Consider the following 23,701-nt stretch of genomic DNA (forward strand, 5'->3'; position numbering starts at 1 on the left):
TTCGCGCTCTGGTCGGGCGTCGGCAGGGCCGCGCCGTTGGTGCCGTTGCTGGCGCCGGCGAGCAGGAAGTGGCCGCCGGCGGGCACCGAGCCGGTGAGCGGCACGGTCGTGGTGGGGTTCGCGGTGCCGGTCGCCGAGCGGTACTGGATCGAGAGGCCGCCGAGGGCGATCTCGGCGGCGGTGGGGTTGTAGAGCTCCACGTAGCGGTTGCTGAACGCGGCACCGGCGGAGCCTCCGCGGGCGAAGACCTCGCTGATGACGAGCTCGTCGCCCGAGGGCGCGGCCGCGGCGGAGGTCGCGACCAGCGGAGCGGCCGCCAGGGCCAGTCCGGTCAGGGCCGCCAGGCCGAGCCCGCGCCTCCGGCGGCGGTCGGGCGGGGTGGGAGAGTCGGGCATGGTGGTCCTCTCGATCGCCGCTCGGAAGAGCGGTCGCAGCGTCGTCGCCGCGCGGCGCGGCCAGCGCACCCCCGGAAGGGGCACGCATGGCCACGCTATGCAGTGCGGGTGCCCGGCCTGTGAACCGGACGTTTCATGAACGTAAACTCATCCACCGACATCGGGGCGCGCGGGTGCCGCTCGCGGCGCGTTCGCGGCTTCGCGGGACACACTCGTCGGATGATCTCCTTCGAGCTGGCCCGTGCCCTGCGCACGGCGGGCGTGCGCTGGACGCCCCGCACCGGTGACCGCTTCCGCATCGAGCGGGAGGGCTTCGACGGCGACGTCTTCACCGTCAGCGACATGACCATCGAGGCGCACGAGTACCCGAGCGGGACCGTCCTCGGCTTCAACGGCACCACGGAATGGGCGCTCGACTCCGTCTCTCTGGAGGACTCGCTCTGGCTGCCGCGGGAGGACCAGCTGCGCGAGCTCCTCCGCGGGACCTTCCGCTCCCTCCGTCGCCTCGCGGAGCCGGAGGCGCGGTTCGCCGTCGAGGTCGAGCTCGGCGGGCGGGCGCGGACCTTCGAGGACGCGGCGGCCGAGAACGCCTACGCGGAGGCGCTGCTCGCGCTGGTCAGCTCGGTCGCGGTCGACCTCGACGACGTGGACGAGCTGGACGCGGCCGACGAGCCCGACCGGGCGGCCGAGCGGGCCTGAGGCTCCGTCCGACCCCGACCCTCCGCATCCGGCGGGGCTAGGACGCCGCCTTCTCCGCCGCCGCGGTCTTCTTCGGGGTCCGCTTCTTCGCAGGCGCGTCGGCGCCCTTCTCCGTGTCGGCCTTCTTCGCCGCGGGCTTCTTCTTCGCGGCGGTCGTCGCCGGAGCCTTCGCCGCCTTCTTCGGGGCGGGCTTCGTCGCGGCCTTCTTCTCGGCGGGAGCCTCCTCCGCCGGCGCGCCCTTCGCCCCGCGGCTGCGCTCGACCGAGCGCTTGAGGGCCTCCATCAGGTCGAGCACCTCGCCGCCGCCCTCCTCCTCCGGCGCCTCGCCGAAGGTCGCGGCGGTGTCGAGGGCGTCGCCCTGCTCGATCTTGGCGTCGATCAGCGTGCGCAGCTCCTCCTGGTACGCGTCGTGGAACTTCGCGGCGTCGAAGTCCTCGGAGTAGGAGTCGACCAGGTGCGCCGACATCTCGAGCTCGCGCGCCGCGATCCGAGTGGTGCCCTCCAGCGACGGGAACTCGACCTCCCGCACCTCGTCCGCCCAGAGCAGGGTCTGCACCATCAGGAGCTTGCCGCGCACGCGCAGCGCGGCGAGGCGGGTCTTCTGCCGCAGCGCGAACTCGACGATCGCGGTGCGGTCCGTCTGCTCGAGGGTGCGGCGCAGCAGGACGTAGGCCTTGGGGGAGGAGGAGTCGGGCTCCAGGATGTAGGCGCGGTCGAACATGATCGGGTCGACCTGCTCGCTGGGCACGAACTGCACGACGTCGATCTCGCGGTCGCGCTCCTCCGGCAGCGCCTTGAGCTCGTCCTTGGACAGGACCACGGTGCGCTCGCCGTCGTCGTAGGCCTTGTCGATGTGGTCGAAGGTGACGACCTCGCCGCAGATCTCGCACTTGCGCTGATACCGGATCCGTCCGCCGTCCTTGTCGTGGACCTGGTGCAGCGGGATGTCGTGGTCCTCGGTCGCGCTGTAGATCTTCACCGGCACGTTGACCAGGCCGAAGGTTATCGCGCCCTTCCAGATGGCTCGCATGCGCCCAGTGAACACCGTGTCCCCCGGCCGCCGGAAGCCCTGTCGGACGTGAGGGAGCCCCCGACCGTCGAAGGGACCCGCCGCAGCGGGCGGTCTCGACGGTCCGGGGTCCCCCCAGGGCGGAACGACGGAGCCGCCCGGTCGTCGCGGAGCGACGGCCGGACGGCTCCGGGGCGGTGGCGGCTAGCCGCGCTCGGCGCGCCGGCGGCGCAGCGCGGCGAGCAGGAGCCCGCCGACGCCGCCGGCGATCAGCAGTCCGCCGAGGCCCAGCGGCAGGCCGACGTCGGCGCCCGTCGAGGCCAGGGGCGGGCGGCCGCCGGGGTGCGGCGCCACGGCGGTCGGCGTGCTGCTCGGAGTGGGAGCCGCCGTCGGCGCGGTGGTGGGCGCGGTCGTCGGGGCGACGGTCGGCTGCGCGGTCGGAGCGACGGTCGGCTCGGCGGTCGGGGCCACGGTGGGCTCCGGCGTCGGAGTCGGCGTGGTCGGGTCCTTCTCGGCGTCGATCGCGGAGGTGTCCGCGGCGAACGAGGCGGTCACGAAGGCGATGGCCTTCGACGTGATGCCGAGCGCCTCCTGGTTGATGTTGTCGATGTCGTCGGCGGCGGAGTGGTAGTTCGGGTCGTGCGTGATGCCGGCGGTGCCGCCGAACAGCGCGACCTCCTCCTCCGTCTTGACGTCGTCGGCGCCGGTGAAGACGCCCGAGGACGGGATGCCGACCGAGATGAAGCCGTCGTAGTCGCTGCGGCCGTCGAACGCGGTGTCGATCCAGGGCTGGTCGATCGAGTCGAAGTAGTCGGTGAACGCCTTCTCGGTCGCGATCGAGCCGGCGGGCACGTCCACGGGGGCCTCGTAGGTGGACTGGTCCGCGTCGTAGACGGAGATCACGTAGTTCGGCGAGGCGACCATGTCGAAGTTCATGTAGGTCGCGATCTTCGAGGCGTCCTCCTCCGTCAGGGAGTCGACGTAGGTGTAGGAGCCGACCAGGCCCACCTCCTCGGCGCCCCACCAGGCGAAGCGGACCGCGTTGGTCGTGTCGCCCGCGGCGGCCAGCTGCACGGCCGTCTCGAGCAGCGTCGCGGATCCGGAGCCGTTGTCGTTGATGCCGGGGCCGGCTGGCACGCTGTCGAGGTGCGCGCCGAGCATGACCACGTTGTCGTGGTCGCCGCCCGGGGTCTCCGTGACGATGTTGAAGGTCTCCACCTCGGTCGTCGTCTGGTCGATGAGGACCGAGACGCTCGCGGGGAGCGACGCCAGCAGCGCCTGACCCTCGGCCTGCGTGACGCCGACGCCGGGGACGGCGGCCTCGTCCTGTCCGCCGAACGTCCCGTTGAGGGCGTCGCTCGGCGCGTTGTCGTAGATGATGATCGCGGCGGCGCCGGCGGCACCGGCGGCGACCGACTTCTCGAGGAAGCTGCAGGAGCCGCGGCTGACGAGCGCGACCTTCCCGGTGGCGTCGAGGCCGGTCCAGGCGTCCGTGGTGCAGCCGAGCGGATCGACGGGGGCGATGAGCTCACCGGTCACGCCGCCCTCGGGCGTCGACGGAGTGAACTCCATCGGGGTGCCGACGGCGCCGGTCCCGGTGGTCAGCGTGAACGCGTCGATCGTCTGCGTCGCGGTGGTGAAGTCCTGGCGCTGCGTCGTGTAGCCGGCGCCCGCGAGGACCTTCTCCACGTACTCGCCGCTCAGCTCATAGCCCGGGGTGCCGATCGCGCGGGTGCCGCCGTTGGCGTCCGCGATCGACTGGAGCGCCTCCAGGTGGGTCATGATGCCGTCGACCGTGACGGTGTCGGCGAAGTCGACCGGCTCGACGGCGCTCGCCGTCGGCGCGAAGGCGAAGCCGGCGACGAGGGCGCCCGCTCCGATCATCGCGCTCGAGCCGATCAGCGAGCGGCGTCGGCGGACGCTCGGGGTGTTCGTGGTGGTTCGCGCCACTGGGGCTCCCTCTCCTCGAGAACGGGCCGCCGCGTCGGCGGCCCCGACGCGCACCTCCCGAAGACTGGGAGGGGATCGCGTCCTCTGCGAGGGTATTCACAGGAAACGGTGCGGCCCAGTCCCCCCTGCCAGATTTCATCCGGACGAAACACGGACCGGGCCGGCGGGTCGGTCAGGCCGTCGCCGGGCTCTCGGCCCACTCGCGGAGCATCGCGAGCGTCTCCTCCGGACGGTCGCGGTGGGGGCTGTGACCTGCGCCCGCCACGACCGCGTACCGGATGCGCGGATTCGCGCGCAGCACCAGGGCGGCGAGGGAGAGAGGGAGCAGCGTCTCGACCTGCGGGTCGCCGGCCAGCACGAGGACCGGCGGGCGGAGGCCCGGCAGGTCCGCCAGCAGGTCCCACGGGTCGTTGTCGTCGATCGTCGCCGCCACCGCGGCCGGATCGGCGGCCCGCACCGCGGCGAGCTTCTCGGCCCGGTCCCGCTCGTCCCAGAGCGGCTGCGCGACAGCGAGCTCCTCGGCCGAGACCGCGAGACCGGCGAGCTCGCCCGCGCGGACGGCGGCCCGCTGCTCCGGGGCGAGCCGGAGCACCGGGTCCAGCAGCGCCAGGCGCCCCGCCCAGCCGGACTCGCGGGCGGCGGCGCGCACCGCGACCGCTCCGCCGAGCGAGTGCCCGACGACGAGGTCGAACCGTCCCCGCGCGAGGGCGTCGTCGGCGTAGGCGTCGTGGCGGGCGGAGCCGCCGCGCGGCCCGTCGCCGTGTCCGCGCAGGTCGGGAGCGGAGACGCTCCAGCCCGCCGCGGTCAGCTCGCGGCTCAGCCGCCACCAGGTGCGGCCCGAGCCGCCCAGGCCGTGCAGGAGCAGGACCCTGCCCGCCGTCATCGCCGGAGCCTCAGTCGAAGCGCGGGTCGCGCCCGGTGCGCTCACCGGTCGCGAGCCCGGCGATCGCGGCGAGGTCCTCGTCGTCGAGGGCGAAGCCGAAGACGTCCAGGTTCTCGCGGATCCGCTCCGGCGTCACCGACTTCGGGATCACGACGACGCCGAGCTGCACATGCCAGCGCAGCACCGCCTGCGCCGGCGAGACGCCGTGCTTCGCGGCGACGCGGGCCAGGGCCGGCTCGTCGAGGAGGCGCCCGCGGGCCAGCGGCGACCACGCCTCGGTGACGATCCCGTGGGCGGCGTCGAAGGCGCGCAGCTCCTCCTGGGGCAGCCGCGGGTGCAGCTCGACCTGGTTGATCGCGGGCACCACTCCCGCCTCGTCGAGCAGGCGCTGCACGTGCTCCTCGGCGAAGTTCGAGACGCCGATCGAGCGGGCCCGCCCCTCGCTCTGCAGGCGCTCGAGGGCACGGTAGGTGTCGACGTAGCGGTCGCGCGAGGGGATCGGCCAGTGCACGAGGTAGAGGTCGACGTAGTCGGTGCCGAGCAGCTCGAGGCTCCGGTCGAAGGCGGCGAGCGTCTCGTCGAAGCCGTGGTCGTCGTTCCACACCTTGGTCGTCACGAAGACCTGCTCGCGGGGGAGGCCGCTCGCGCGGATCCCCTCGCCGACTCCGCGCTCGTTGCCGTAGAGGGTGGCGGTGTCGACGTGCCGGTAGCCGGCCTCCAGGGCGACGGCGACCGTGCGGGCCGCCTCCTCGTCGCCGATCTTGTAGACGCCGAGCCCGAGCTGGGGGATCGCGCGGCCGTCGTTGAGGGGGATCAGGGGGACGCTCATGCCTCCCATGCTGGCATGCGCCTCAGACGCTCCAGTCGAGCTCGCCGTGCGGTCCCACGTGCACGTCGTCCTCGATCAGCGCCGCGAGACCGGCCACCCCGAAGAGGAGGCGCCGCTCGGCGCGCTCCGCGTCGCTGCGCTCGTCGATTCCGCGCGCGGCGAAGTGCACGTCGTGGCCCGCCTGCAGGCCCTCGACGCCGAGCCGGCCTCGGAGCGCGCGCACGGGGCGCCGGCCGACGCCGAGTCCGCGCCAGAGGGAGCCCGTCTCGAGGACCACCGCCGTCTCGGAGGCGACGACCCCGTGCTGCTCGCGGTGCGCGGTGAGCTGCCACCCGTAGCCGAGGTGGTGCAGGCGGGTCGAGTGCGGGCCGCGCCAGGCGTGCGAGGACTCCTCGCGGCGGAAGTAGACGGGACTCGGGCGGAAGGACCCCTGCCAGAGCGCGGCGGCGAGCTCCGTGCACCACTCCGGGGTCTCCGGATCGGACCAGGGGTCGAGGAGGTCGGTCCGGGCGGCGGCGCGCCGGTGCTCGCGCACCAGCTCCTCCGCGTCCTCCCGCAGTCCCATGCCGTCCCCTCGTCGTCGTGGGCCTTCACCCTAGGGTGCCCGACAGGCGCCGGACAACCGGGGTGGCGGCCTAGGAGGGCAACGTGACCGGCTCGGTGTCGGGCAGCGGGCTGGCGTCGCGCCCGCGGAGATCCGGGTGGTACCGGCGGCCGAGCAGGGGCACCAGGAAGCCGACCAGGGCGAAGGCAGCGGCGACGACGATGGCGGCGGTCGGCCCGGCCTGGTCGATCTGCACGCCGGCGATCGCGGAGCCCAGCGCCGCGCCGATCAGCTGACCGGTGCCGACCCAGCCGTAGGCCTCCGCCGTGTCCGAGAAGCGCACGCTCGAGGCGGTGATCGCGAACAGCGCCGCGAGAGCGGGGGCGATGCCGATGCCGGCGAGGAACAGCGTGACGCACAGCCACCAGAAGTCGGTCGAGACCGCCGCCAGGCCCATGCCGACCGTGACGATCAGCATCCGCCGCGCGGTCGCCCACCGGCTGATCGGGATGTGGCCGAGGGCGAGGCCGCCGACCAGGGAGCCCGCCGCGAACACGGCGAGCACGACGCCCGACTCGACTCCGCCCTCGCCGAACACCGCGACGACGCCCGCCTCGACCGCCGAGCAGGCGCCGATCAGGAGGAAGCCGACGACCGTGGCCAGCAGCACCGGGGGCTTCGTGAGCACCACGCCCAGGCGGCGCTTCGAGCGCGGGATGCGGACGCGGCCCACCTCGGGCGAGGCGATGAACCAGATCCCGCCGCCGATCAGGAACGCGGCGGCGGTCAGGATGCCCGCGACCGTCGACACCTGGATCGACACGAGCGTCGCCAGCACCGGGCCGAGCACCCAGATGATCTCCTGAGCGGAGGCGTCGAGCGAGAAGAGCGGGGTCAGCTGCGAGCTGGTGACCATCTTGGGGTAGATGGTCCGCACGGCCGGCTGCACCGGCGGCATGCTCAGGCCGGCGACGAACCCGATCACGACGAACTGCCACACCTCGAGCGGGAGCACGGCCATCGCGATGATCGCGCCCGCGCAGACCACGAGGGTGATCGTCAGCACGCGGCGCATTCCGAGCCGCCCCATCAGGCGGCTGGTCAGCGGCCCGGCGATGGCCTGCCCGATCGACATCGAGCCGAGCACCAGGCCGGCGGCGGCGTAGGAGTGGTGCACCCGCTCCACGTGCAGGAGGAACGCCAGCGAGAGCATGCCGAACGGGAAGCGCGCGGTCAGCTGCGCGAGGATGATGCGCCCCACCCCGGGGGTCTTCAGGAGATCGGTGTAGCTGCCCACCGGACGACACTAGCGCTCCGGAGGGGACTGCGGTTCGTCGAGGGAGACCGCTGCCCGAGGGTCCCTCGACGGGTCGCGGTTCCCTCGGCGGAGGGGCGCGTCAGCCGGCCAGCACCTTGCGGATCCGCTGCAGCGACACGCTCTCGGCGGTGCCGAGCGACTGCGCGAAGAAGCTCACCCGCAGCTCCTCGATCATCCAGCGGGCGCGCGCGATCCGCTCCGGGGCGTGCGCGGGCAGCGGCACGACGCCGCCTGCCGAGCGGTAGAGCTCCTGGGCCGCCTGCACCTCGTTCAGCCAGACGCGGTCGCGCCCGACGTTCTCGGCGATCTTTCCGAAGCGCTCGGTGATCCCGCCGAGGTAGCGCGGGAGGTGCCGCAGCCGCTCCACTCCGGTCGCCGAGACGAAGCCCGGGTAGACCAGGCCGGAGAGCTGCTCCCGCGCATCCGTGAGGGCGGGCAGGAGCGCCATGCTCGTCGAGGCCTTGAGCGCCTTCTCGACGCCCCGGGCGGTGGTGAGGATCGTCGTGACCGTCTTCACGGTCTCGAACATCGCGTCCATGACGCTCGCCGAGACCCGGTCGCGCACGGCGTCGAACTCGGCGCGGAGGAAGAGCATCCCGTCGGGCTTCATCCGCCAGAGGACCGCGTCGACGCAGGCGAGCAGGCAGTCGGTGAAGAGCGCGGTCGTGTTCTGGTACGGGCTCTGCGCGAGCACGAGCTTCTCGTTCGAGGTGAGGTGCTGCTGCACGTAGGCGACGGGGCTCGGCGTCGCGAGCAGGAGGAGGCGGCGGACGCCTCTCGGGTGCTCGCGCGCCTGGTCCTCGGCCGTGGCCAGCAGGCGGATCGAGACCGAGTCGCCGTCGTCGATCAGGGCGGGGTAGGCGCGGATGGTGTTCCCGCCCTGCCGGGTGTCGGTGACGCGGGGCAGCTCCGGCATGTCCCAGGTCTTCAGGCCCCGGCGCTCGAGCGCGTCGGGGACCCGGGCCTCGACCACGCGGGCGACCTCGTCGCGGACCCGGCCGCGCAAGCGCTCGGCCAGCGGGGCGAGCTCCTTGCCGGCGGCGATCGTGCGCCCCCGCTCGTCGGCGACGGCGAAGGTGACCCGCAGGTGCGAGGGGATGCGCTCGAGGTCGAAGTCCTCGGGCTGCACCACCACGCCGGCCTCGCGGCGGATCGCTCCGGCCAGGGTCGCCGCGAACGACTCCGTCGGCGGATTCGGCACGTCGTGCGGCAGGGACGCGGTGAGCTTGCGCGCCCAGTCGTTCGCGGGCACCACGTTCCGGCGCAGGTGCTTGGGCAGCGCCTTGATCATCGCGGTGACCAGCTCGGCCCGGAGCCCCGGCACGAGCCAGTCGAAGCCGAGGGGCGTCACGCGGGGCAGGAGGGCGAGCGGCACGTGCACCGTCACTCCGTCCTCCTCCGTCCCCGGCTCGAACCGGTACGAGAGGCGGAAGCGCTGGTCGGCCTGGCGCCACTGCGTGGGGAACGCGGTCTCGTCGATCTGCTCCGCGTCCTCGGGGAGGAGCGTCTCCTGCGTCATCGTCAGCAGGTCGGGCTCGTCGTGCTGGGTCGTCCGCCACCAGGAGTCGAACGAGCGCACCGAGGTGATGTCGCGCGGGAGTCGGCGGTCGTAGAAGTCGAACACGGCCTCGTCGTCGACGAGCAGGTCGCGGCGGCGCGTGCGCTCCTCCAGCCGCTCGAGCTCGGCCCGCAGGGCCCGGTTCTTGCGGTCGAAGGCGTGGCGCGACTCCCACTCGCCCTCGACGAGGGCGTGCCGGATGAACAGCTCGCGGGCGTACGAGGCGTCGATCCGCGAGAACTGGACGCGGCGGCGGGCGATGATCGGCACGCCGTAGAGCGTGACCTTCTCGTAGGCGACCGCCGCGCCCTGCGACTTCTCCCAGTGCGGCTCGCTGAACTGCCGCTTCACGAGGTCGCCCGCGATCGCCTCGGCCCAGGCCGGATCGATCACGGCGTTCGAGCGGGCGAAGAGGCGGCTGGTCTCGACCAGCTCGGCGCTCATCACCGCGTCGGGGAGCTTCTTGGCCAGGGCGCTGCCGGGGAAGATCGAGAACTTCGCGTTGCGGGCGCCGATGTACTGCACGTTCTGGCGCTCGCGGCTCTTCGCCGCGCGCTGCGCCTGCTGCGAGGTGGTGTCCTTGATGCCCAGGTGCGAGAGCAGGCCGGCCAGGAGGCTCCGGTGGATCCCGTCGGGGTCGACCTTCGGCTCGCCCAGCTCGAGCTTGAGGGGGCGCGCGAGCTGGCGCAGCTGGCGGAACACGTCCTGCCACTCGCGCACGCGCAGGTAGTTGAGGTACTCGGCCTTGCACAGGCGCCGGAAGGCGCTCGAGGAGAGCTCCTCCTGCTTCTCCTCCACGTAGTTCCAGAGGTTCAGCAGGGTGAGGAAGTCGCTGGTGGGATCGACGAAGCGCGCGTGCTGCTGGTCGGCCTGCGCGCGGCGCTCGAGAGGGCGCTCGCGGACGTCCTGGATCGTGAGGCCCGCGACGATCGCCATCACCTCGCGGCTGACGCCGTGGCGGCGCGACTCGATCACCATCCGGCCGAAGCGCGGATCGATGGGGAGCCGCGCGAGGTCGCGCCCGATGCGCGTGAGCTGCGGTGCGGCCTCCGCCCCCTTGCGCGGGATGCCGCTCGAGTGCGCGCTCGGCGGCGTGCCGCGTACCGGAGCGGCATCCCGTGGAGCAGCGGAGGGGGAGCCGGGGACGCGGAGGGCGCCGAGCTCCGTGAGCAGGTCGAGGCCGTCCTTGATGCCGCGGGAGTCGGGCGGAGTGAGGAACGGGAACGAGGCGATGTCGCCCAGTCCGAGCGAGATCATCTGCAGGATGACCGCGGCCAGGCCCGTGCGCAGGATCTCGGGATCGGTGTACTCGGGGCGGCGGAGGTAGTCCTCCTCGGAGTAGAGGCGGATCGCGATGCCCGCGCTGGTGCGGCCCGAGCGGCCGGAGCGCTGGTTCGCGGAGGCCTGCGACACCGCCTCGATCGGCAGCCGCTGCACCTTCGAGCGCGCGCTGTAGCGCGAGATGCGGGCCGTGCCGCCGTCGATCACGTAGCGGATCCCGGGGACGGTGAGGCTCGTCTCCGCCACGTTGGTCGCGAGCACGACGCGGCGGCGGACGCCGGGGGTGCGCCCCTTCTCGAAGACGCGGTGCTGATCGGCCGCCGACAGGCGCCCGTAGAGGGGGAGCACCTCGGTGCCCGGCAGGTTGCGGCCCCGGATGGCGTCCTCGGCGTCGCGGATCTCGTTCTCGCCCGAGAGGAACACCAGGACGTCGCCCGGATCCTCGCGCGCCAGCTCGGCCAGGGCGTCGGCGATGCCGGTCATCAGGTCGCGGCTGCCGCTCGTCGCGTCGGGGACGTCGGTGTCGTCGTCCTCCTCCGGCTCCTCGGCGACCAGCGGACGGTAGCGGATCTCGACCGGGTAGGTGCGCCCGGAGACCTCGATGATCGGCGCGGGCTCGCCGGCGGCGTCGGCGAAGTGGGCCGCGAAGCTCTGCGGGTTGATCGTCGCCGAGGTGATGATCACCTTCAGGTCGGGGCGCTGCGGCAGCAGGCGGTGCAGGTAGCCCAGGAGGAAGTCGATGTTGAGGCTGCGCTCGTGCGCCTCGTCGATGATGATCGTGTCGTACCGGCTGAGCATCCGGTCGTGGTTCATCTCGTTGAGCAGGATGCCGTCGGTCATCAGCTTGATCCGCGTCGAGGCGGACGCCTTGTCGGTGAACCGGACCTGGTAGCCGACCAGCCCGCCGACCTCGTCGTCGAGCTCCTCCGCGATGCGCTCGGCGATGGTGCGCGCGGCGATGCGCCGGGGCTGCGTGTGCGCGATGCTCTCGCGGCCGAGCTCCAGGCAGATCTTCGGCAGCTGGGTCGTCTTGCCCGATCCGGTCGCGCCGGCGACGATGACCACCTGGTGGTCGCGGATCGCGGCGGCGATGTCCTCGCGCCGCGCCGACACGGGGAGTTCGGGCGGGTAGCGGATGCTGAGCACGTCTGACATGAGCCCTCCATCCTACGCCGCGTGCGACAATGCCCTGTCTCGTGAAACATCGCGGGCCACCCTGCCCGGTCGGGCGCTCCGGCGCCGGTCGACCACGGCGCACGATCCCGTGGAGCACCCCGATGAATCCGCAGTCCCTGCTGGTCGTGCTGAACATCGTGCTGCTGCTCTTCGCGATCCGGGGCGTGCTGTCGAACCCGAGGCTCTCGAAGGTCGCGAAGGTCTCCTGGGTGGCGTTCATCGTGATCGCGCCGTTCATCGGCAGCCTCGCCTACCTGGCGGTGGGCCGTCGCGGCGGGAGCGGCGGAGGCGGCACGGTCGTGCGCGGCACGGAGCGGCCGTCGGGCTGGTTCTTCGAGCGCTGAGCGGCCGGGCGGCCGGGCGGCGGGGGAGGTCCGCGGACGTCGGCGCCCCGCGGACCTCCTGACCCTCCGTCCCGCGGCAACCCCCTGACCGCAGGCTCCGCCCGCGTCTAGCGTGGAGCGCATGGCCGATCGTCTGCGCTCCAGTGTCAGCCCCTACCTCCGCTCGCACGCGGACAATCCGGTCGACTGGTTCCCCTGGGGCGAGGAGGCGTTCGCCGAGGCGGTGCGCCGCGACGTCCCGGTGATGGTGTCCATCGGCTACTCCACCTGCCACTGGTGCCACGTGATGGCGCGGGAGTCGTTCTCGGATCCGGTGCTCGCCGCGCGGCTGAACGCGGACTTCGTCGCGGTGAAGGTCGACCGCGAGGAGCACCCGGACGTCGACACGGCCTACCTGACGGCCGCGAGCGCGTTCACCCGGCAGCTCGGCTGGCCGCTGACGGCCTTCGCCACCCCCGCCGGCGAGACCTTCTTCGCCGGCACCTACTTCCCGCCGCGCGCCATCGGCGGCGTGCCCGCCTTCTCCGATGTCCTCGACGCGGTCTCGGAGGCGTGGCGGCTGCGGCGCGACGAGGTGCAGGCGACGGCGGGCGGCCTGGCCGCGGCTCTGCGCGAGGCGACCGCGGCCCTGCCCGCCGATTCCGCGCTGCCCGGCGACGCCGAGCTCGACGGCGCCGTCCGCGCACTCGTGGACGAGGAGGACCGGGTGCACGGCGGCTTCGGCGGCGCCCCGAAGTTCCCGGTGGCTCCCGTGCTCGGGTTCCTGGCCTCGCGGCCCTCGGGAGCGGCGCTCGCCGAGCGCACGCTGCTCGCGCTGGCCGCGTCCCCTCTCCGCGACCGCGACGGGGGCTTCTTCCGCTACGCGACGCAGGCCGACTGGAGCGATCCGCACTACGAGCGGATGCTGTACGACAACGCGCAGCTGCTGGACGTCGCGGCCGTCCTGCTCGGGCACGACGGCGCCCGGGTGGAGGAGCTGACCGGAATCGCGGAGGGCGTCGCCGCGTTCCTCCTGACCACTCTCGAGCGGCCGGGCGGCGGCTTCGCGTCGGCGCAGGACTCGGAGAGCACCGTCGACGGTCAGCGCTCGGAGGGCGGCTACTACCTCGCCGAGGACCGGTCCCGCCTCGCGCCTCCCGCTCTCGACGAGAAGGTCGTCACCGGCTGGAACGGCCTGGCGATCCGCGCGCTCGCCCGCGCCGGACGCGTGCTCGGACGGGAGGAGTGGCTCGACGCCGCCCGGCGCGCGGCGGACGCGGTGCTGCAGCGGCACCTCGTCGACGGCCGCGTCGCGGTGCGCGCCTCCCTCGACGGTGCCGTCTCCGCGGCCCGCCCGGCGCTGGAGGACCTCGGGATGCTGGCCGGCGGGCTCCTCGAGCTCGCCGTGGCGGAGGGCCGTCCGCGCTACGCGGTCGTCGCGCGCACCCTGATCGACGGCGCGCTCGACGCGGCCGACGGCCCGCTGCCGTTCGCGCTGCCCGGGGGAGGAGACCCGGCGCTGACCGCGCGGGGACTCCTGCTCGCGGCCGATCCCTCCGAGGGCGCCTACCCCTCCGGCCTGTCGGCGACGGCGGACGCGGCGCACGAGCTGTACCTGCTCACCGGATCGCAGCGCTACCGGGAGGCGGCCGAGGCGGTCGTCGCCTCGATCGCTCCGGGCGCGATCCGGCAGCCGATGGGCTTCGGCGCCGTGCTCGGGCTCGCCTCGCGGCTGGCTCGCCCGGTGCGGCAGCTGGTCGTCGTGGGCCCCGGAGCGGCGGAGGCGGTGCAGGGCGCGCGGTCCGCCGGGATCGGCGTGGTGGTCGGCGTGTCCGACGAGGGCGCCCGGGACTGGGCGGACGCGGGCTTCGAGCTGTTCGAGGGGCGGATCTCGCGGGAGGGGCTGCCGACCGCCTACTCCTGCGAGGCCTTCGTCTGCGCCCTGCCGACGACCCGCCTCCCGGAGGAGCTGCTCACGCGGCCGTGACCACCAGCGGCGCCTCGGGGTCGGCGGCCCACTCGTTGAGCGAGCCGTCGTAGACGACCGCCGTGTCGACTCCGAGCACCGCCAGTGCGAGCGCATCGGCCGTCGCGGCGATCCCGCCGCCGCAGTAGAGGACGATCCGCTCGGCCTGGAGAGCGTCTCCGAACAGCGACCGCAGCCGCTCCGGCGGCAGGAGCGTGTTGTCGGCCCGGTCGACGAGCCGCCCGGCGGGGACGCTCCGCGAGCCCGGCAGGTGTCCGAGGCGGGGTCGGCGCCCCTCCTCCCCGGTGAACTCCTTCGGCGGGACCGCGCAGACCAGCGCCCCGGGAGCCTCGCCGCGCACGACGCTCTCGACGCCGGCCTTGTCGATCCAGAGCGGCCGCTCCTCGCGCACGCTGATGCCGCCGCTCACGGCGGGCTCGACATGCCCCGTCTCGATCGGGCGCTCCTCCCGCCGCCAGGCCGGGAGCCCGCCGTCGAGCACCGCGACGGCGTCGTGCCCGGCCGAGCGCAGCAGCCACCACAGGCGCGAGGCCCACTGGCCGACCGCGGAGTCGTACACGACGACCACCGAGTCGTCGTCGATGCCGAGCGCGGCGGTCGCGGCGGCGAAGCGCTCCGGGTCGAGCCGGGTGAAGGGCAGGGGAGCCGCCGGATCGGACAGCTGCTCGAGCAGGTCGCCGAACACGGCGCCGGGGACATGCCCCTCGAGGAGGTACTGCTCGTCGCCGCTGAGGTAGCCGGGCCGCCCGTCGAAGCCGGGCACGAGCAGCACGCTGGCGTCGACGACGACGAGGTGCTCGCGGCCGAGCTGGTCGGCGAGCCACTGGGTCGAGACGATCGGCCGGGCGAGGTACGGGACGGAGGAGGTGCTCACCCGTTCCACGCTAGGCGCGACCGCCGACATGTGCGCCCCCGTGCGTCACGCACGGTCACGGACGCCACGGGCGCTCAGCACTCGATGACGTTGACCGCGAGGCCGCCCTCGCTCGTCTCCTTGTACTTCGACGACATGTCGATGCCGGTCTGGCGCATCGTCTCGATGACCGCGTCGAGCGAGACGCGGTGGTCGCCGTCGCCGTGCAGCGCGAGGCGGGCCGCGCTCACGGCGGTGGAGGAGGCGATCGCGTTCCGCTCGATGCAGGGGATCTGCACGAGCCCGCCGACCGGGTCGCAGGTCAGTCCGAGGTGGTGCTCCATCGCGATCTCGGCCGCGTTCTCGACCTGGCGCGGACTGCCGCCGAGCACCGCGCAGAGCGCTCCGGCGGCCATCGCGCAGGCCGAGCCGACCTCGCCCTGGCAGCCCGCCTCCGCACCGGAGATCGAGGCGTTCGTCTTGCAGAGCGAGCCGATCGCGGTGGCGGTGAGGAGGAAGCGGCGCAGCCCAGCGCGGTCGGCGCCCGGGACGAAGCGGAGGTAGTAGTGCCCGACGGCGGGGATGATGCCCGCCGCTCCGTTCGTCGGAGCCGTCACGACGCGCCCGCCTGCGGCGTTCTCCTCGTTCACCGCGAGGGCGAAGGCGTGGAGCCACTCCACCGAGGTCGCGCGGGCGCGGTCGAGCGGATCCTCCTCGAAGGCCTCGAGCCGCTCGCGGAGCACCGAGGCCCGGCGGCGGACGCCCAGGCCGCCCGGCAGCACGCCGTCGGTCGCCAGGCCGTGCTCGACGCAGGCGGCCATGGCGTCCCAGATCGCGTCGAGGCGGGCGTCGATGTCGACCCCGGGGTGCAGAGCGCGCTCGTTCGCGGCGGCGATCTCGGCGATGCCGGAGCGGGTCCGGTCGCAGGTCGCCAGCAGGTCGAGCCCGGAGACGAAGGGGTAGGGGTGCGGGGCCAGCGCAGCCAGCTCGGCGCGCTCGCCCGCGCGCCGGATGAAGCCGCCGCCGATCGAGTAGTAGGTCTCCTCCCACACCGGCAGCGGGTCGTCTCCGACCCAGACGCTGAAGGTGAGGGCGTTCGGGTGCTCCGGCAGCCTCGTGCGCGGCTCGAAGACGACGTCGTCGCGCGTCATCGCGAGGCGCTGCTCGCCGGCCAGGAGGATCGTCCCCCCCGCGTCGAGGCGCTCCCATGCCCCGCGCACCAGCGCCGGGTCGCACGTCTCGGGGTCCAGGCCGGCGAGACCGGCGACCACCGCGTCGGGGGTGCCGTGGCCGATCCCGGTGGAGCCGAGCGAGCCGTAGAGGGTGCAGCCCACCCGGCTCACGCGGCCGAGGAGCCCGGCGTCGCGGATCCGCTCGGCGAGGGCGAGGGCGGCGCGCATCGGTCCGACGGTGTGCGAGCTGGACGGGCCGATCCCCACGCTGAACAGGTCGAGGACGGAGACGTAGGCGCTCATCCACTGAGACTACGCCGGGGCCGGCGGAGTGCGCCGCCCGAGCCGCACCCGCGACGAAGAGCCACGGAGATCCGGCGTCGACGAGGGTCGGCGGCGGATCAGCGCAGCGTCTTGCGCGCCGAGATCTGGCCGGTGTCGAAGCCGAGCAGGTGCAGGCCGCCGTGGAAGCGGGCGTGCTCGACCTTGATGCAGCGGTCCATCACGACGGTCAGGCCCTTCGACTCGCCGTACTCGGCCGCCTCCTGGTTCCAGATCCCCAGCTGCACCCAGACCGTGGGCGCGCCGACGGCGAGGACGTCGTCGATCACGGCGGGGATGTCGCTCGCCTTGCGGAACACGTCCACGATGTCGGGCACGACCGGGAGCTCGGCGAGGCTGCGGTAGACCGGCTGCCCCAGGATCTCGGTGGCGTTCGGGTTCACGAAGTAGAGCTCGTAGTCGCTCGACTGCTGCAGGTAGGTGGCGACGAAGTAGGAGGAGCGGGCCGGGTTCGGCGAGGCGCCGACGATCGCCACGGTCCTCGCGCGGCGGAGGATGTCGAGTCGCCTGCGGGCGTCGGGGCCCACCCAGGTGCGCTGCGAGCGCAGCATCTTCGCCAGCGGCGAGTTCGCCGGGACCGAGCAGCTCAGCCCGTTGGACAGCTGGACGACCGTGTCGGCGGTGTCGGTGGTGCTCATGCTCAGACCTCCACGGCCGGGGTGTGCAGGGTGGTGGTCGTGTCCTCGGGGAGCTCGGTCGGAGCGTCGGGGGTGCCGTGCTCCTCGACCGCGCGGGCGAGCGCCTGGTCGAGATCGTAGATGATGTCGTCCGCGTCCTCGATGCCGACGGAGAGGCGGACGAGTCCGGGGAGGACGCCCGCGTGGAGGAGCTGGTCCTCGGTGAGCTGGGCGTGGGTGGTCGAGGCGGGGTGGATCACCAGCGTCTTGGCGTCGCCGATGTTGGCGAGGTGGCTGGCGAGGTCGACCGATTCGATGAAGGTCTGGCCGACGGCGCGGCCGCCCTTGACCACGAAGCTGAAGACCGAGCCCGGTCCCTTCGGCAGGTACTTCTGCGCGCGGTCGTGGTGCGGGTGCGCGGGCAGCCCGGCCCAGTAGACCGCCTCGATGCGGGGGTCGGCGTCGAGCCACTCGGCGACCCGGCGCGCGTTGTCGACGTGCGCCTGGATCCGGTACGGCAGCGTCTCGACGCCCTGGGCGAGCAGGAACGCGGAGTGCGGAGCGAGGACCGGCCCGATGTCGCGCAGCTGCTCCGCGCGCAGGCGCGTGAGGAAGCCGTACTCCCCGAAGTTGCCGTCCCACGACAGGTCTCCGTAGGAGGCGACCGGGTCGTGCAGCAGCGGGAACTTCTCGGGGGAGTAGTGGAAGCGCCCCGACTCGACGACGACGCCGCCGAGCGTGGTGCCGTGTCCGCCGAGGAACTTGGTGGCCGAGTGGATGACGATGTCGGCGCCCCACTCGATCGGGCGGACGAGGTAGGGCGTGGCGACCGTGGAGTCGATGATCAGCGGGATGCCGGCGGCGTGCGCGACCGCGGCGAGGCCCTCGATGTCGGCGATCTCGCCGGAGGGGTTCGCGATCGTCTCGGCGTAGAGCACCTTGGTCTTCTCGGTGATCGCCGCCGCGTAGTCGGCCGGGTCGCTCGAGCGGACGAAGGTGGTGTCCACTCCGAAACGGCGGAGCGTGACGTCGAGCTGGGTGATCGATCCGCCGTAGAGGTTGGCGGAGGACACCACGTGGTCGCCCGCGCCGACCAGCGCCGCGAAGGTGATGAACTGCGCCGAGAGCCCGGAGGCCGTGGCGACCGCGCCGAGGCCGCCCTCGAGGCTCGCGACGCGCTCCTCGAAGGAGGCGACCGTGGGGTTCGACAGGCGCGAGTAGACGTTGCCGTACTTCTGCAGCGCGAAGCGGGCCGCGGCGTCGGAGGTGTCGTCGAAGACGAAGGCGCTGGTCTGGTAGATCGGCAGAGCGCGGGCGCCCGTCACCGCGTCGGGGATGTTGCCCGCGTGGATCGCACGCGTCTTGAAGCCGTACTCACGATCTGCCATGCGATCGACGCTAGCGGGAGCCGCCGACACCGTCGCGCCGGAGCGACGCATCGCGTAACAGAGCGGCCCCGCAGTGCAGAGCGACCGTGCGCGACAGAGCGGTCGAGCGGATCGGAGCGCCGATCAGAGCGCCAGCTGCACCGCGGCCAGTCCCATCGCCGCGATCGCCGCCCACGACACCAGGGCGACGAGCAGAGCACGCCACCCCGTCGTCACGAGCGCGCGCACCCGGACGGCGCTGCCGAGCGCGAAGAGCGCCGCGGCGAGGAGCCAGGTCTGCGCGGTGTCGGCGGCGGCGAGCAGTCCCTCCGGCAGGGGGAGGAGCGTGCGCAGCAGCACCGCGGCGAGGAACCCGACCACGAACAGCGGCACGATCGCCGGGCGCGTCCCGCCGGTCCCGCCGCCGCGCCTCGTGACCGCCGCCGCCACCGCGACCATCGGCGCCAGCATGACCACGCGGGTCAGCTTCACCACGACCGCCACGGCCAGCGCCGACGCACCCGCCACCTGGGCCGTCGCCACCACCTGGCCCACGTCGTGGACCGAGGCGCCGACCCAGTGCCCGAACTGCACGTCGGAGAGCCCGAGCGGCTGCTGCAGGGCGGGGAGCACCGCGATCGCGAGCGTGCCGCAGAGCGTCACCAGCGCGACCGGCGTCGCCTGCTCCTGCTCCTTCGCCCGGGTCGCTCCGGCCATCGCGCCGATCGCCGAGGCCCCGCAGATCGAGAAGCCCGCCGCGAGCAGCAGCGGCTCCTGCCCGGGCAGCCGGAGCGCCCGGCCCAGCGCCCAGGTCAGGCCGAAGGTGGCCAGGACGATCCCGACGACGACCAGGATCGCGCCCCAGCCCAGCGCAGCGATGTCGATCAGCGAGAGCTTCAGCCCGAGCAGGACGATGCCGGTGCGCATCAGCGAGCGGGACGAGAACTTCAGGCCCGGCGCCAGCGCCCCGCTCAGCAGGGGGCGCGCCGCGGGCAGCTGCGCCACGAGGATCCCGAGCGCGACCGCCGCGGTCAGCATCGGCACTGCCGGCACCGTCGCGTGCAGCAGGGCCGCGATCACCGCCGCGACGGCGCAGGCCGCGACTCCCGGGCCCAGCCGCCGGATCAGACCCACGAGGGCAGCCACATGTGGGCCTGCCAGAAGGTGAAGGAGGTCTGCGCGCCGATCCAGAGCGGCAGGAAGTAGGCCGTCAGCGCCGCCGCCGCCACCGCGAAGACGAGCACCACGAGGACGCCGCGGGTGCGCCGCCTCCGCTCGTCACCCGGACTCCCGATCACCATCCCGGCCGTCAGCGCCAGCGCCAGCATCATGTAGGGCTCGAAGACGACGCAGTAGAACTGGAACACCGTGCGGTCGAGGTACAGCAGCCACGGCAGGTAGCCCGCGACGATCCCCATCAGCACGAAGCCGGCGCGCCACTCCCGGTACCGCGCGAGCCGGTAGAGGAGGTACACCAGCGCCAGGACTCCGGCGTACCAGATGAGCGGATTGGCGACCGAGGTGATCGCCTCGTCGCAGCGTGCGGCGGTGCAGCCGTCGACGCCCGTCGCCTGGTCGACGAAGTACATGCTGGTCGGCCGGAGCATGAGCAGCCAGGTGAGCGGGTTCGCCTCGTAGGGGTGCGAGGCCCGCAGGTTGATCGAGTAGTCGTACATCTGCACGTGGTAGTGCCAGAGGCTCTGCGCCCAGTCCGGCACCCACGCCAGAGCCCCGGTCCAGGCGTTGCCGGGGGCCTCCGACGCCCACTGCCGGGCCCATCCGCCGGAGGTGCGCAGCCAGCCCGTCCAGGTGACGAGGTAGGCGATCAGGGCGATCGGCACGACCAGGAGGAAGGTGACCGGACCCTGCTTGAGGATCGCGCCGCTGCCCCAGAACGGCACGCCCGCGCGGCGCCGCATCAGCGCGTCGACGACCACCGCGTACACGCCGTACGCCGCGAGGAAGTAGACGCCCGTCCACTTCACGCCCGCGGCCAGGCCGAAGAGCACGCCGGCCGCGAGCAGCCAGGGCCGCCACCACAGGACCGGCCCCCAGCTCGGCAGCGCTCCCGCCGCCACCTTCCGCGCCAGCTGCAGCTCGGCCCAGCGCCGGTCCAGCAGCACCGCCGCGACCCCGCAGAGCGCGACGAACATCAGGATCCCGTCCAGGAGCGACACCCGCGACATCACGATCGCGTGGCCGTCGAGCGCGAGCATCAGCCCCGCGAAGGAGGAGAGGAGGGTGGAGCGGAACAGGAGGCGGCCGATCACGATCACCAGCGCGACGGCGAGGATCCCCACGACGGCGGTCGCGACGCGCCAGCCGACGCTGTCGTCCGCGCCGAACACGCCCATCCCGAGCCCGATGATCCACTTGCCCAGCGGCGGATGCACCACGAAGGACGGCGCCCCCGTGAAGGTGTCCACGTCGCCGGCCGCGAAGCCGGGGTCCGGGTTCTCGGGCCAGGCGCCCTCGAACCCGAGGTTCCAGAGGGTCCAGGCGTCCTTCACGTAGAAGGTCTCGTCGAACACGAGCGAGCGCGGGTGGCCGAGGTTCCACAGCCGCAGCACCGCGGCCAGGGCGACCACCAGCAAGGGCAGTCCGAGCTCGTACAGCCGGCGGCGCGCGGGGGAGGCGACGAGCCGGGCGTGCAGGTCGTCGAACCAGGAGCCGCGCGGCACGTCCGGGAGCGGGGTGCGCTCCCGCGGTGCGGACGCCTCGGCGGGCTCCACCGGGACCGAGCGCGCCGATCCCGCCGCGTCCAGGAGCAGGTCGTCGAAGTCGCGCTGCGGTCGGTCCGTCACCCGGCCATGCTAACGGGGCGCCTCCTCCCGGGACGGCGGCGATCCGCGGCGGGAGGCCCCGGACCCGGCCTGGGAGACTGGCGGCATGATCATCCTCGCCGGCACTCCCATCGGAAACCTCGGCGACGCCTCCCGCCGGCTCGTGGAGGCGCTGGGCTCCGCCCGCCACGTCGCCGCCGAGGACACGCGCGTGACCATCCAGCTGATGCGCGCCCTGGGCGTCGAGAACCGGCCCGCCCTCTACGCGCTGCACGACCACAACGAGCGCGAGCGCGCCGCCGAGCTGGTGGAGCTGGCCCGCGAGGAGGACCTGCTCGTGCTGAGCGACGCGGGCATGCCCACGGTCTCGGACCCGGGCTACCACCTGGTCGAGGCGGCGGTGGCGGCCGGAGTCGCGGTCACCGCGCTGCCCGGTCCCTCGGCGGTGCTCATGGCGCTCGCCGTGTCCGGGCTCCCGACGGATCGCTTCAGCTTCGAGGGGTTCCTGCCCCGCCGGCACGGCGAGCGGGTCTCGACCTTCCGGGCGCTCGTCGACGAGCGCCGCACCATGGTCTTCTTCGAGTCCCCGCACCGGATCGGCGACGCGCTCGCCGACCTGGTCGAGGCGATGGGCCCGGAGCGGCGCGTCGTCGTCTGCCGCGAGCTCACCAAGATGTTCGAGGAGGTCCGGCGCGGCACGGCGGCCGAGCTGGCCGAGTGGGCGGCCGACGGCCTGCGCGGCGAGATCTGCCTGGTCGTCGAGGGAGCCCCCGCGAGGGAGGCGTCGCTCGAGGACGCGCTGGCCGACGTGCTGGCCCGCGTCGAGGCCGGATCGCGGCTCAAGGAGGCGTCGGCCGAGGTCGCCGAGATCACCGGGCTCTCGCGCCGCGCGCTCTACGAGGCGGCGCTCGCCTCCCGCCGCGGCTGAGGGCTCCCTCCCCGGCGGCGATCGCGGCCGGTCGTCCACGGCCTCCGTCACACGCCGGGAGCGGTGCCGCGCGGTGAATAGGATGGTCGCCATGTCCGACGGCGCCTCCTTCTACCTCACGACCCCGATCTTCTACGTGAACGACGTCCCGCACATCGGGCACGCGTACACCGAGGTCGCCGCCGACGTGCTCACCCGCTGGCACCGCCAGGCGGGCGACGACACCTGGCTGCTGACCGGCACCGACGAGCACGGCCAGAAGATCCTCCGCACCGCCACCGCCAACGGCACGACCCCCCAGGAGTGGGCCGACCGCCTCGTGAGGACCGCCTGGCAGCCGCTGCTCGAGACCATCGACATCGCCAACGACGACTTCATCCGCACCACGGACGCGCGGCACGAGGTCAACGTCCAGAAGTTCCTGCAGAAGCTGTACGACGAGGACGCCATCTACACCGGCGAGTACGAGGGCTACTACTGCGTGGGCTGCGAGGAGTACAAGCAGCTGTCCGACCTCGAGGAGGGCACCGGCGACTACGACGGCCAGTACGTCTGCAAGATCCACTCGAAGCCGGTCGAGCTGCTGAAGGAGAAGAACTACTTCTTCAAGATGAGCGAGTACACCGAGCGGCTGCTCGCGCTCTACGAGGAGCGTCCCGACTTCGTCCAGCCCGAGTCGGCGCGCAACGAGGTCGTCAGCTTCGTCCGCCAGGGCCTGGCCGACCTGTCGATCTCCCGCTCCAGCTTCGACTGGGGCGTGAAGGTCCCGTGGGACGACTCGCACGTGGTCTACGTCTGGTTCGACGCGCTGCTCAACTACATCACCGCGGTCGGCTACGGCCAGGACGAGGCGGAGTTCGAGCGCCGCTGGCCCGCGACCCACATCGTCGGCAAGGACATCCTGCGCTTCCACGCCGTGATCTGGCCCGCCATGCTCATGGCCGCGGGCCTCGAGGTGCCCCGGCAGGTGTTCGGCCACGGCTGGCTGCTGGTCGGCGGCGAGAAGATGTCGAAGTCGAAGCTCACCGGCATCGCGCCCGAGCAGATCACCGACACCTTCGGCTCCGACGCCTTCCGCTACTACTTCCTCCGGGCCATCACCTTCGGCCAGGACGGCTCGTTCTCGTGGGAGGACCTGTCGGCGCGCTACCAGTCCGAGCTCGCGAACGGCTTCGGCAACCTCGCCTCGCGGGTCGTCGCGATGCTGCACCGCTACTACGACGGCGTCGTGCCCGCGCCGGGCGAGCCGACCGAGGCGGAGGAGCGCGTGCAGCGCATCGTCGCCGAGGCCGCCGCGTCGGCCGACCGGTCGATCGACGCACTCGCGATCCACGACGCGATCACCGCCGTGTGGAGCATCGTCGAGGAGCTCAACGGCTACATCACCGAGCAGGAGCCGTGGGCGCTGGCCAAGCGCGAGGAGCGCGAGCGCCTCGGCACGGTGCTCTACACCGCGACGGAGGGGCTCCGCGCCCTGGCCGTGCTGCTCTCGCCGGTCGTGCCGCGCGCGACGGCGTCCCTCTGGGAGGCGCTCGGCGTGACGGAGTCGCTGGGCGCCCTCACCGCGCAGCCGATCCGCGAGGCGGGCCGGTGGGGAGTCCTCCCCGTCGGCACCACCGTCGGCACGCTCGCCGCGCTCTTCCCGCGCATCGAGGCTCCCGCGTCCTGACGGCCGCGCCTCGACCTG

The 23,701-nt window shown here is 73.2% G+C and carries 19 protein-coding genes; 5 read left to right on the top strand and 14 right to left on the bottom strand.

Annotation, left to right across the window (positions count from 1 at the left end; all coding sequences use genetic code 11):
• A partial coding sequence (locus C5C82_RS08420; RefSeq protein ID WP_146085969.1) for a lamin tail domain-containing protein occupies positions 1-395 on the bottom strand: 395 nt, incomplete at its 3' end.
• 219 nt (positions 396-614) lie between these two features.
• Between C5C82_RS08420 and C5C82_RS08425 the strand changes: the two genes are divergently transcribed.
• A complete protein-coding gene (locus C5C82_RS08425) occupies positions 615-1,094 on the top strand; it encodes a pilus assembly protein CpaE (RefSeq protein ID WP_244230665.1) in 480 nt (159 codons plus the stop codon).
• Positions 1,095-1,131: 37 nt separating this feature from the next.
• Here the strand turns inward: C5C82_RS08425 and C5C82_RS08430 are convergent, their stop codons facing one another.
• From C5C82_RS08430 to hrpA, 7 genes are all read right to left on the bottom strand, one after another.
• The gene (locus C5C82_RS08430; protein ID WP_104354913.1) at positions 1,132-2,124 is read right to left on the bottom strand and encodes a Ku protein; all 993 of its coding nucleotides are present in this window, start codon (positions 2,122-2,124) and stop codon (positions 1,132-1,134) included.
• A 183-nt stretch (positions 2,125-2,307) separates the two neighbouring features.
• Positions 2,308-4,053, bottom strand: a complete 1,746-nt coding sequence (locus tag C5C82_RS08435) for a M28 family peptidase (protein WP_104354914.1) — start codon at positions 4,051-4,053, stop codon at positions 2,308-2,310.
• 172 nt (positions 4,054-4,225) lie between these two features.
• Positions 4,226-4,936, bottom strand: a complete 711-nt coding sequence (locus C5C82_RS08440) for an alpha/beta fold hydrolase (RefSeq protein ID WP_104292297.1) — start codon at positions 4,934-4,936, stop codon at positions 4,226-4,228.
• Between the two features lie 10 nt (positions 4,937-4,946).
• Entirely contained in the window at positions 4,947-5,765 is an 819-nt protein-coding gene (locus tag C5C82_RS08445) for an aldo/keto reductase (RefSeq protein WP_104292316.1), read from the bottom strand.
• A gap of 22 nt (positions 5,766-5,787) precedes the next feature.
• On the bottom strand, positions 5,788-6,330 hold the full coding sequence (locus tag C5C82_RS08450; RefSeq protein ID WP_104354915.1) for a hypothetical protein: 543 nt from the start codon (positions 6,328-6,330) through the stop codon (positions 5,788-5,790).
• A gap of 70 nt (positions 6,331-6,400) precedes the next feature.
• Positions 6,401-7,606, bottom strand: a complete 1,206-nt coding sequence (locus C5C82_RS08455) for an MFS transporter (RefSeq protein WP_104222308.1) — start codon at positions 7,604-7,606, stop codon at positions 6,401-6,403.
• Positions 7,607-7,706: 100 nt separating this feature from the next.
• Positions 7,707-11,621, bottom strand: a complete 3,915-nt coding sequence (gene hrpA / locus C5C82_RS08460) for an ATP-dependent RNA helicase HrpA (protein WP_104354916.1) — start codon at positions 11,619-11,621, stop codon at positions 7,707-7,709.
• 122 nt (positions 11,622-11,743) lie between these two features.
• Between hrpA and C5C82_RS08465 the strand changes: the two genes are divergently transcribed.
• The gene (locus tag C5C82_RS08465; protein WP_160033960.1) at positions 11,744-11,986 is read left to right on the top strand and encodes a PLDc N-terminal domain-containing protein; all 243 of its coding nucleotides are present in this window, start codon (positions 11,744-11,746) and stop codon (positions 11,984-11,986) included.
• Between the two features lie 121 nt (positions 11,987-12,107).
• On the top strand, positions 12,108-13,952 hold the full coding sequence (locus C5C82_RS08470; protein ID WP_104354917.1) for a thioredoxin domain-containing protein: 1,845 nt from the start codon (positions 12,108-12,110) through the stop codon (positions 13,950-13,952).
• On the opposite strand, the gene C5C82_RS08475 is transcribed toward C5C82_RS08470, so the two are convergent.
• The 6 genes from C5C82_RS08475 to C5C82_RS08500 form a co-directional block, all read right to left on the bottom strand.
• The gene (locus C5C82_RS08475) at positions 13,939-14,826 is read right to left on the bottom strand and encodes a sulfurtransferase (protein WP_181133801.1); all 888 of its coding nucleotides are present in this window, start codon (positions 14,824-14,826) and stop codon (positions 13,939-13,941) included. The genes C5C82_RS08470 and C5C82_RS08475 overlap by 14 nt on opposite strands.
• A 74-nt stretch (positions 14,827-14,900) precedes the next feature.
• Complete coding sequence (locus C5C82_RS08480) at positions 14,901-16,280, bottom strand: L-serine ammonia-lyase (protein WP_104337736.1); 1,380 nt, start codon at positions 16,278-16,280, stop codon at positions 14,901-14,903.
• A 98-nt stretch (positions 16,281-16,378) separates the two neighbouring features.
• Positions 16,379-16,957, bottom strand: coding sequence for a CoA-binding protein (locus C5C82_RS08485; protein ID WP_104233696.1), 579 nt, complete (start codon positions 16,955-16,957; stop codon positions 16,379-16,381).
• 2 nt (positions 16,958-16,959) lie between these two features.
• Positions 16,960-18,324, bottom strand: coding sequence for an O-acetylhomoserine aminocarboxypropyltransferase/cysteine synthase family protein (locus C5C82_RS08490; RefSeq protein WP_104226921.1), 1,365 nt, complete (start codon positions 18,322-18,324; stop codon positions 16,960-16,962).
• Positions 18,325-18,447: 123 nt separating this feature from the next.
• Positions 18,448-19,437, bottom strand: a complete 990-nt coding sequence (locus tag C5C82_RS08495) for a YeiH family protein (protein WP_258061304.1) — start codon at positions 19,435-19,437, stop codon at positions 18,448-18,450.
• Positions 19,428-21,107 carry a dolichyl-phosphate-mannose--protein mannosyltransferase gene (locus tag C5C82_RS08500; protein WP_258061305.1) on the bottom strand — a complete coding sequence of 560 codons (1,680 nt, stop codon included), beginning with the start codon at positions 21,105-21,107 and terminating at the stop codon, positions 19,428-19,430. Before C5C82_RS08500 ends, C5C82_RS08495 begins: the two co-directional genes overlap by 10 nt.
• Positions 21,108-21,192: 85 nt before the next feature.
• On the opposite strand from C5C82_RS08500, the gene rsmI reads away from it, so the two are divergent.
• A complete protein-coding gene (gene rsmI, locus C5C82_RS08505) occupies positions 21,193-22,014 on the top strand; it encodes a 16S rRNA (cytidine(1402)-2'-O)-methyltransferase (RefSeq protein WP_104226923.1) in 822 nt (273 codons plus the stop codon).
• Positions 22,015-22,105: 91 nt separating this feature from the next.
• The gene (gene metG / locus C5C82_RS08510) at positions 22,106-23,683 is read left to right on the top strand and encodes a methionine--tRNA ligase (RefSeq protein ID WP_104274308.1); all 1,578 of its coding nucleotides are present in this window, start codon (positions 22,106-22,108) and stop codon (positions 23,681-23,683) included.
• Positions 23,684-23,701: the final 18 nt, after the last annotated feature.

This window comes from Rathayibacter sp. AY1D5, assembly GCF_002932515.1.
Lineage (GTDB): Bacteria > Actinomycetota > Actinomycetes > Actinomycetales > Microbacteriaceae > Rathayibacter.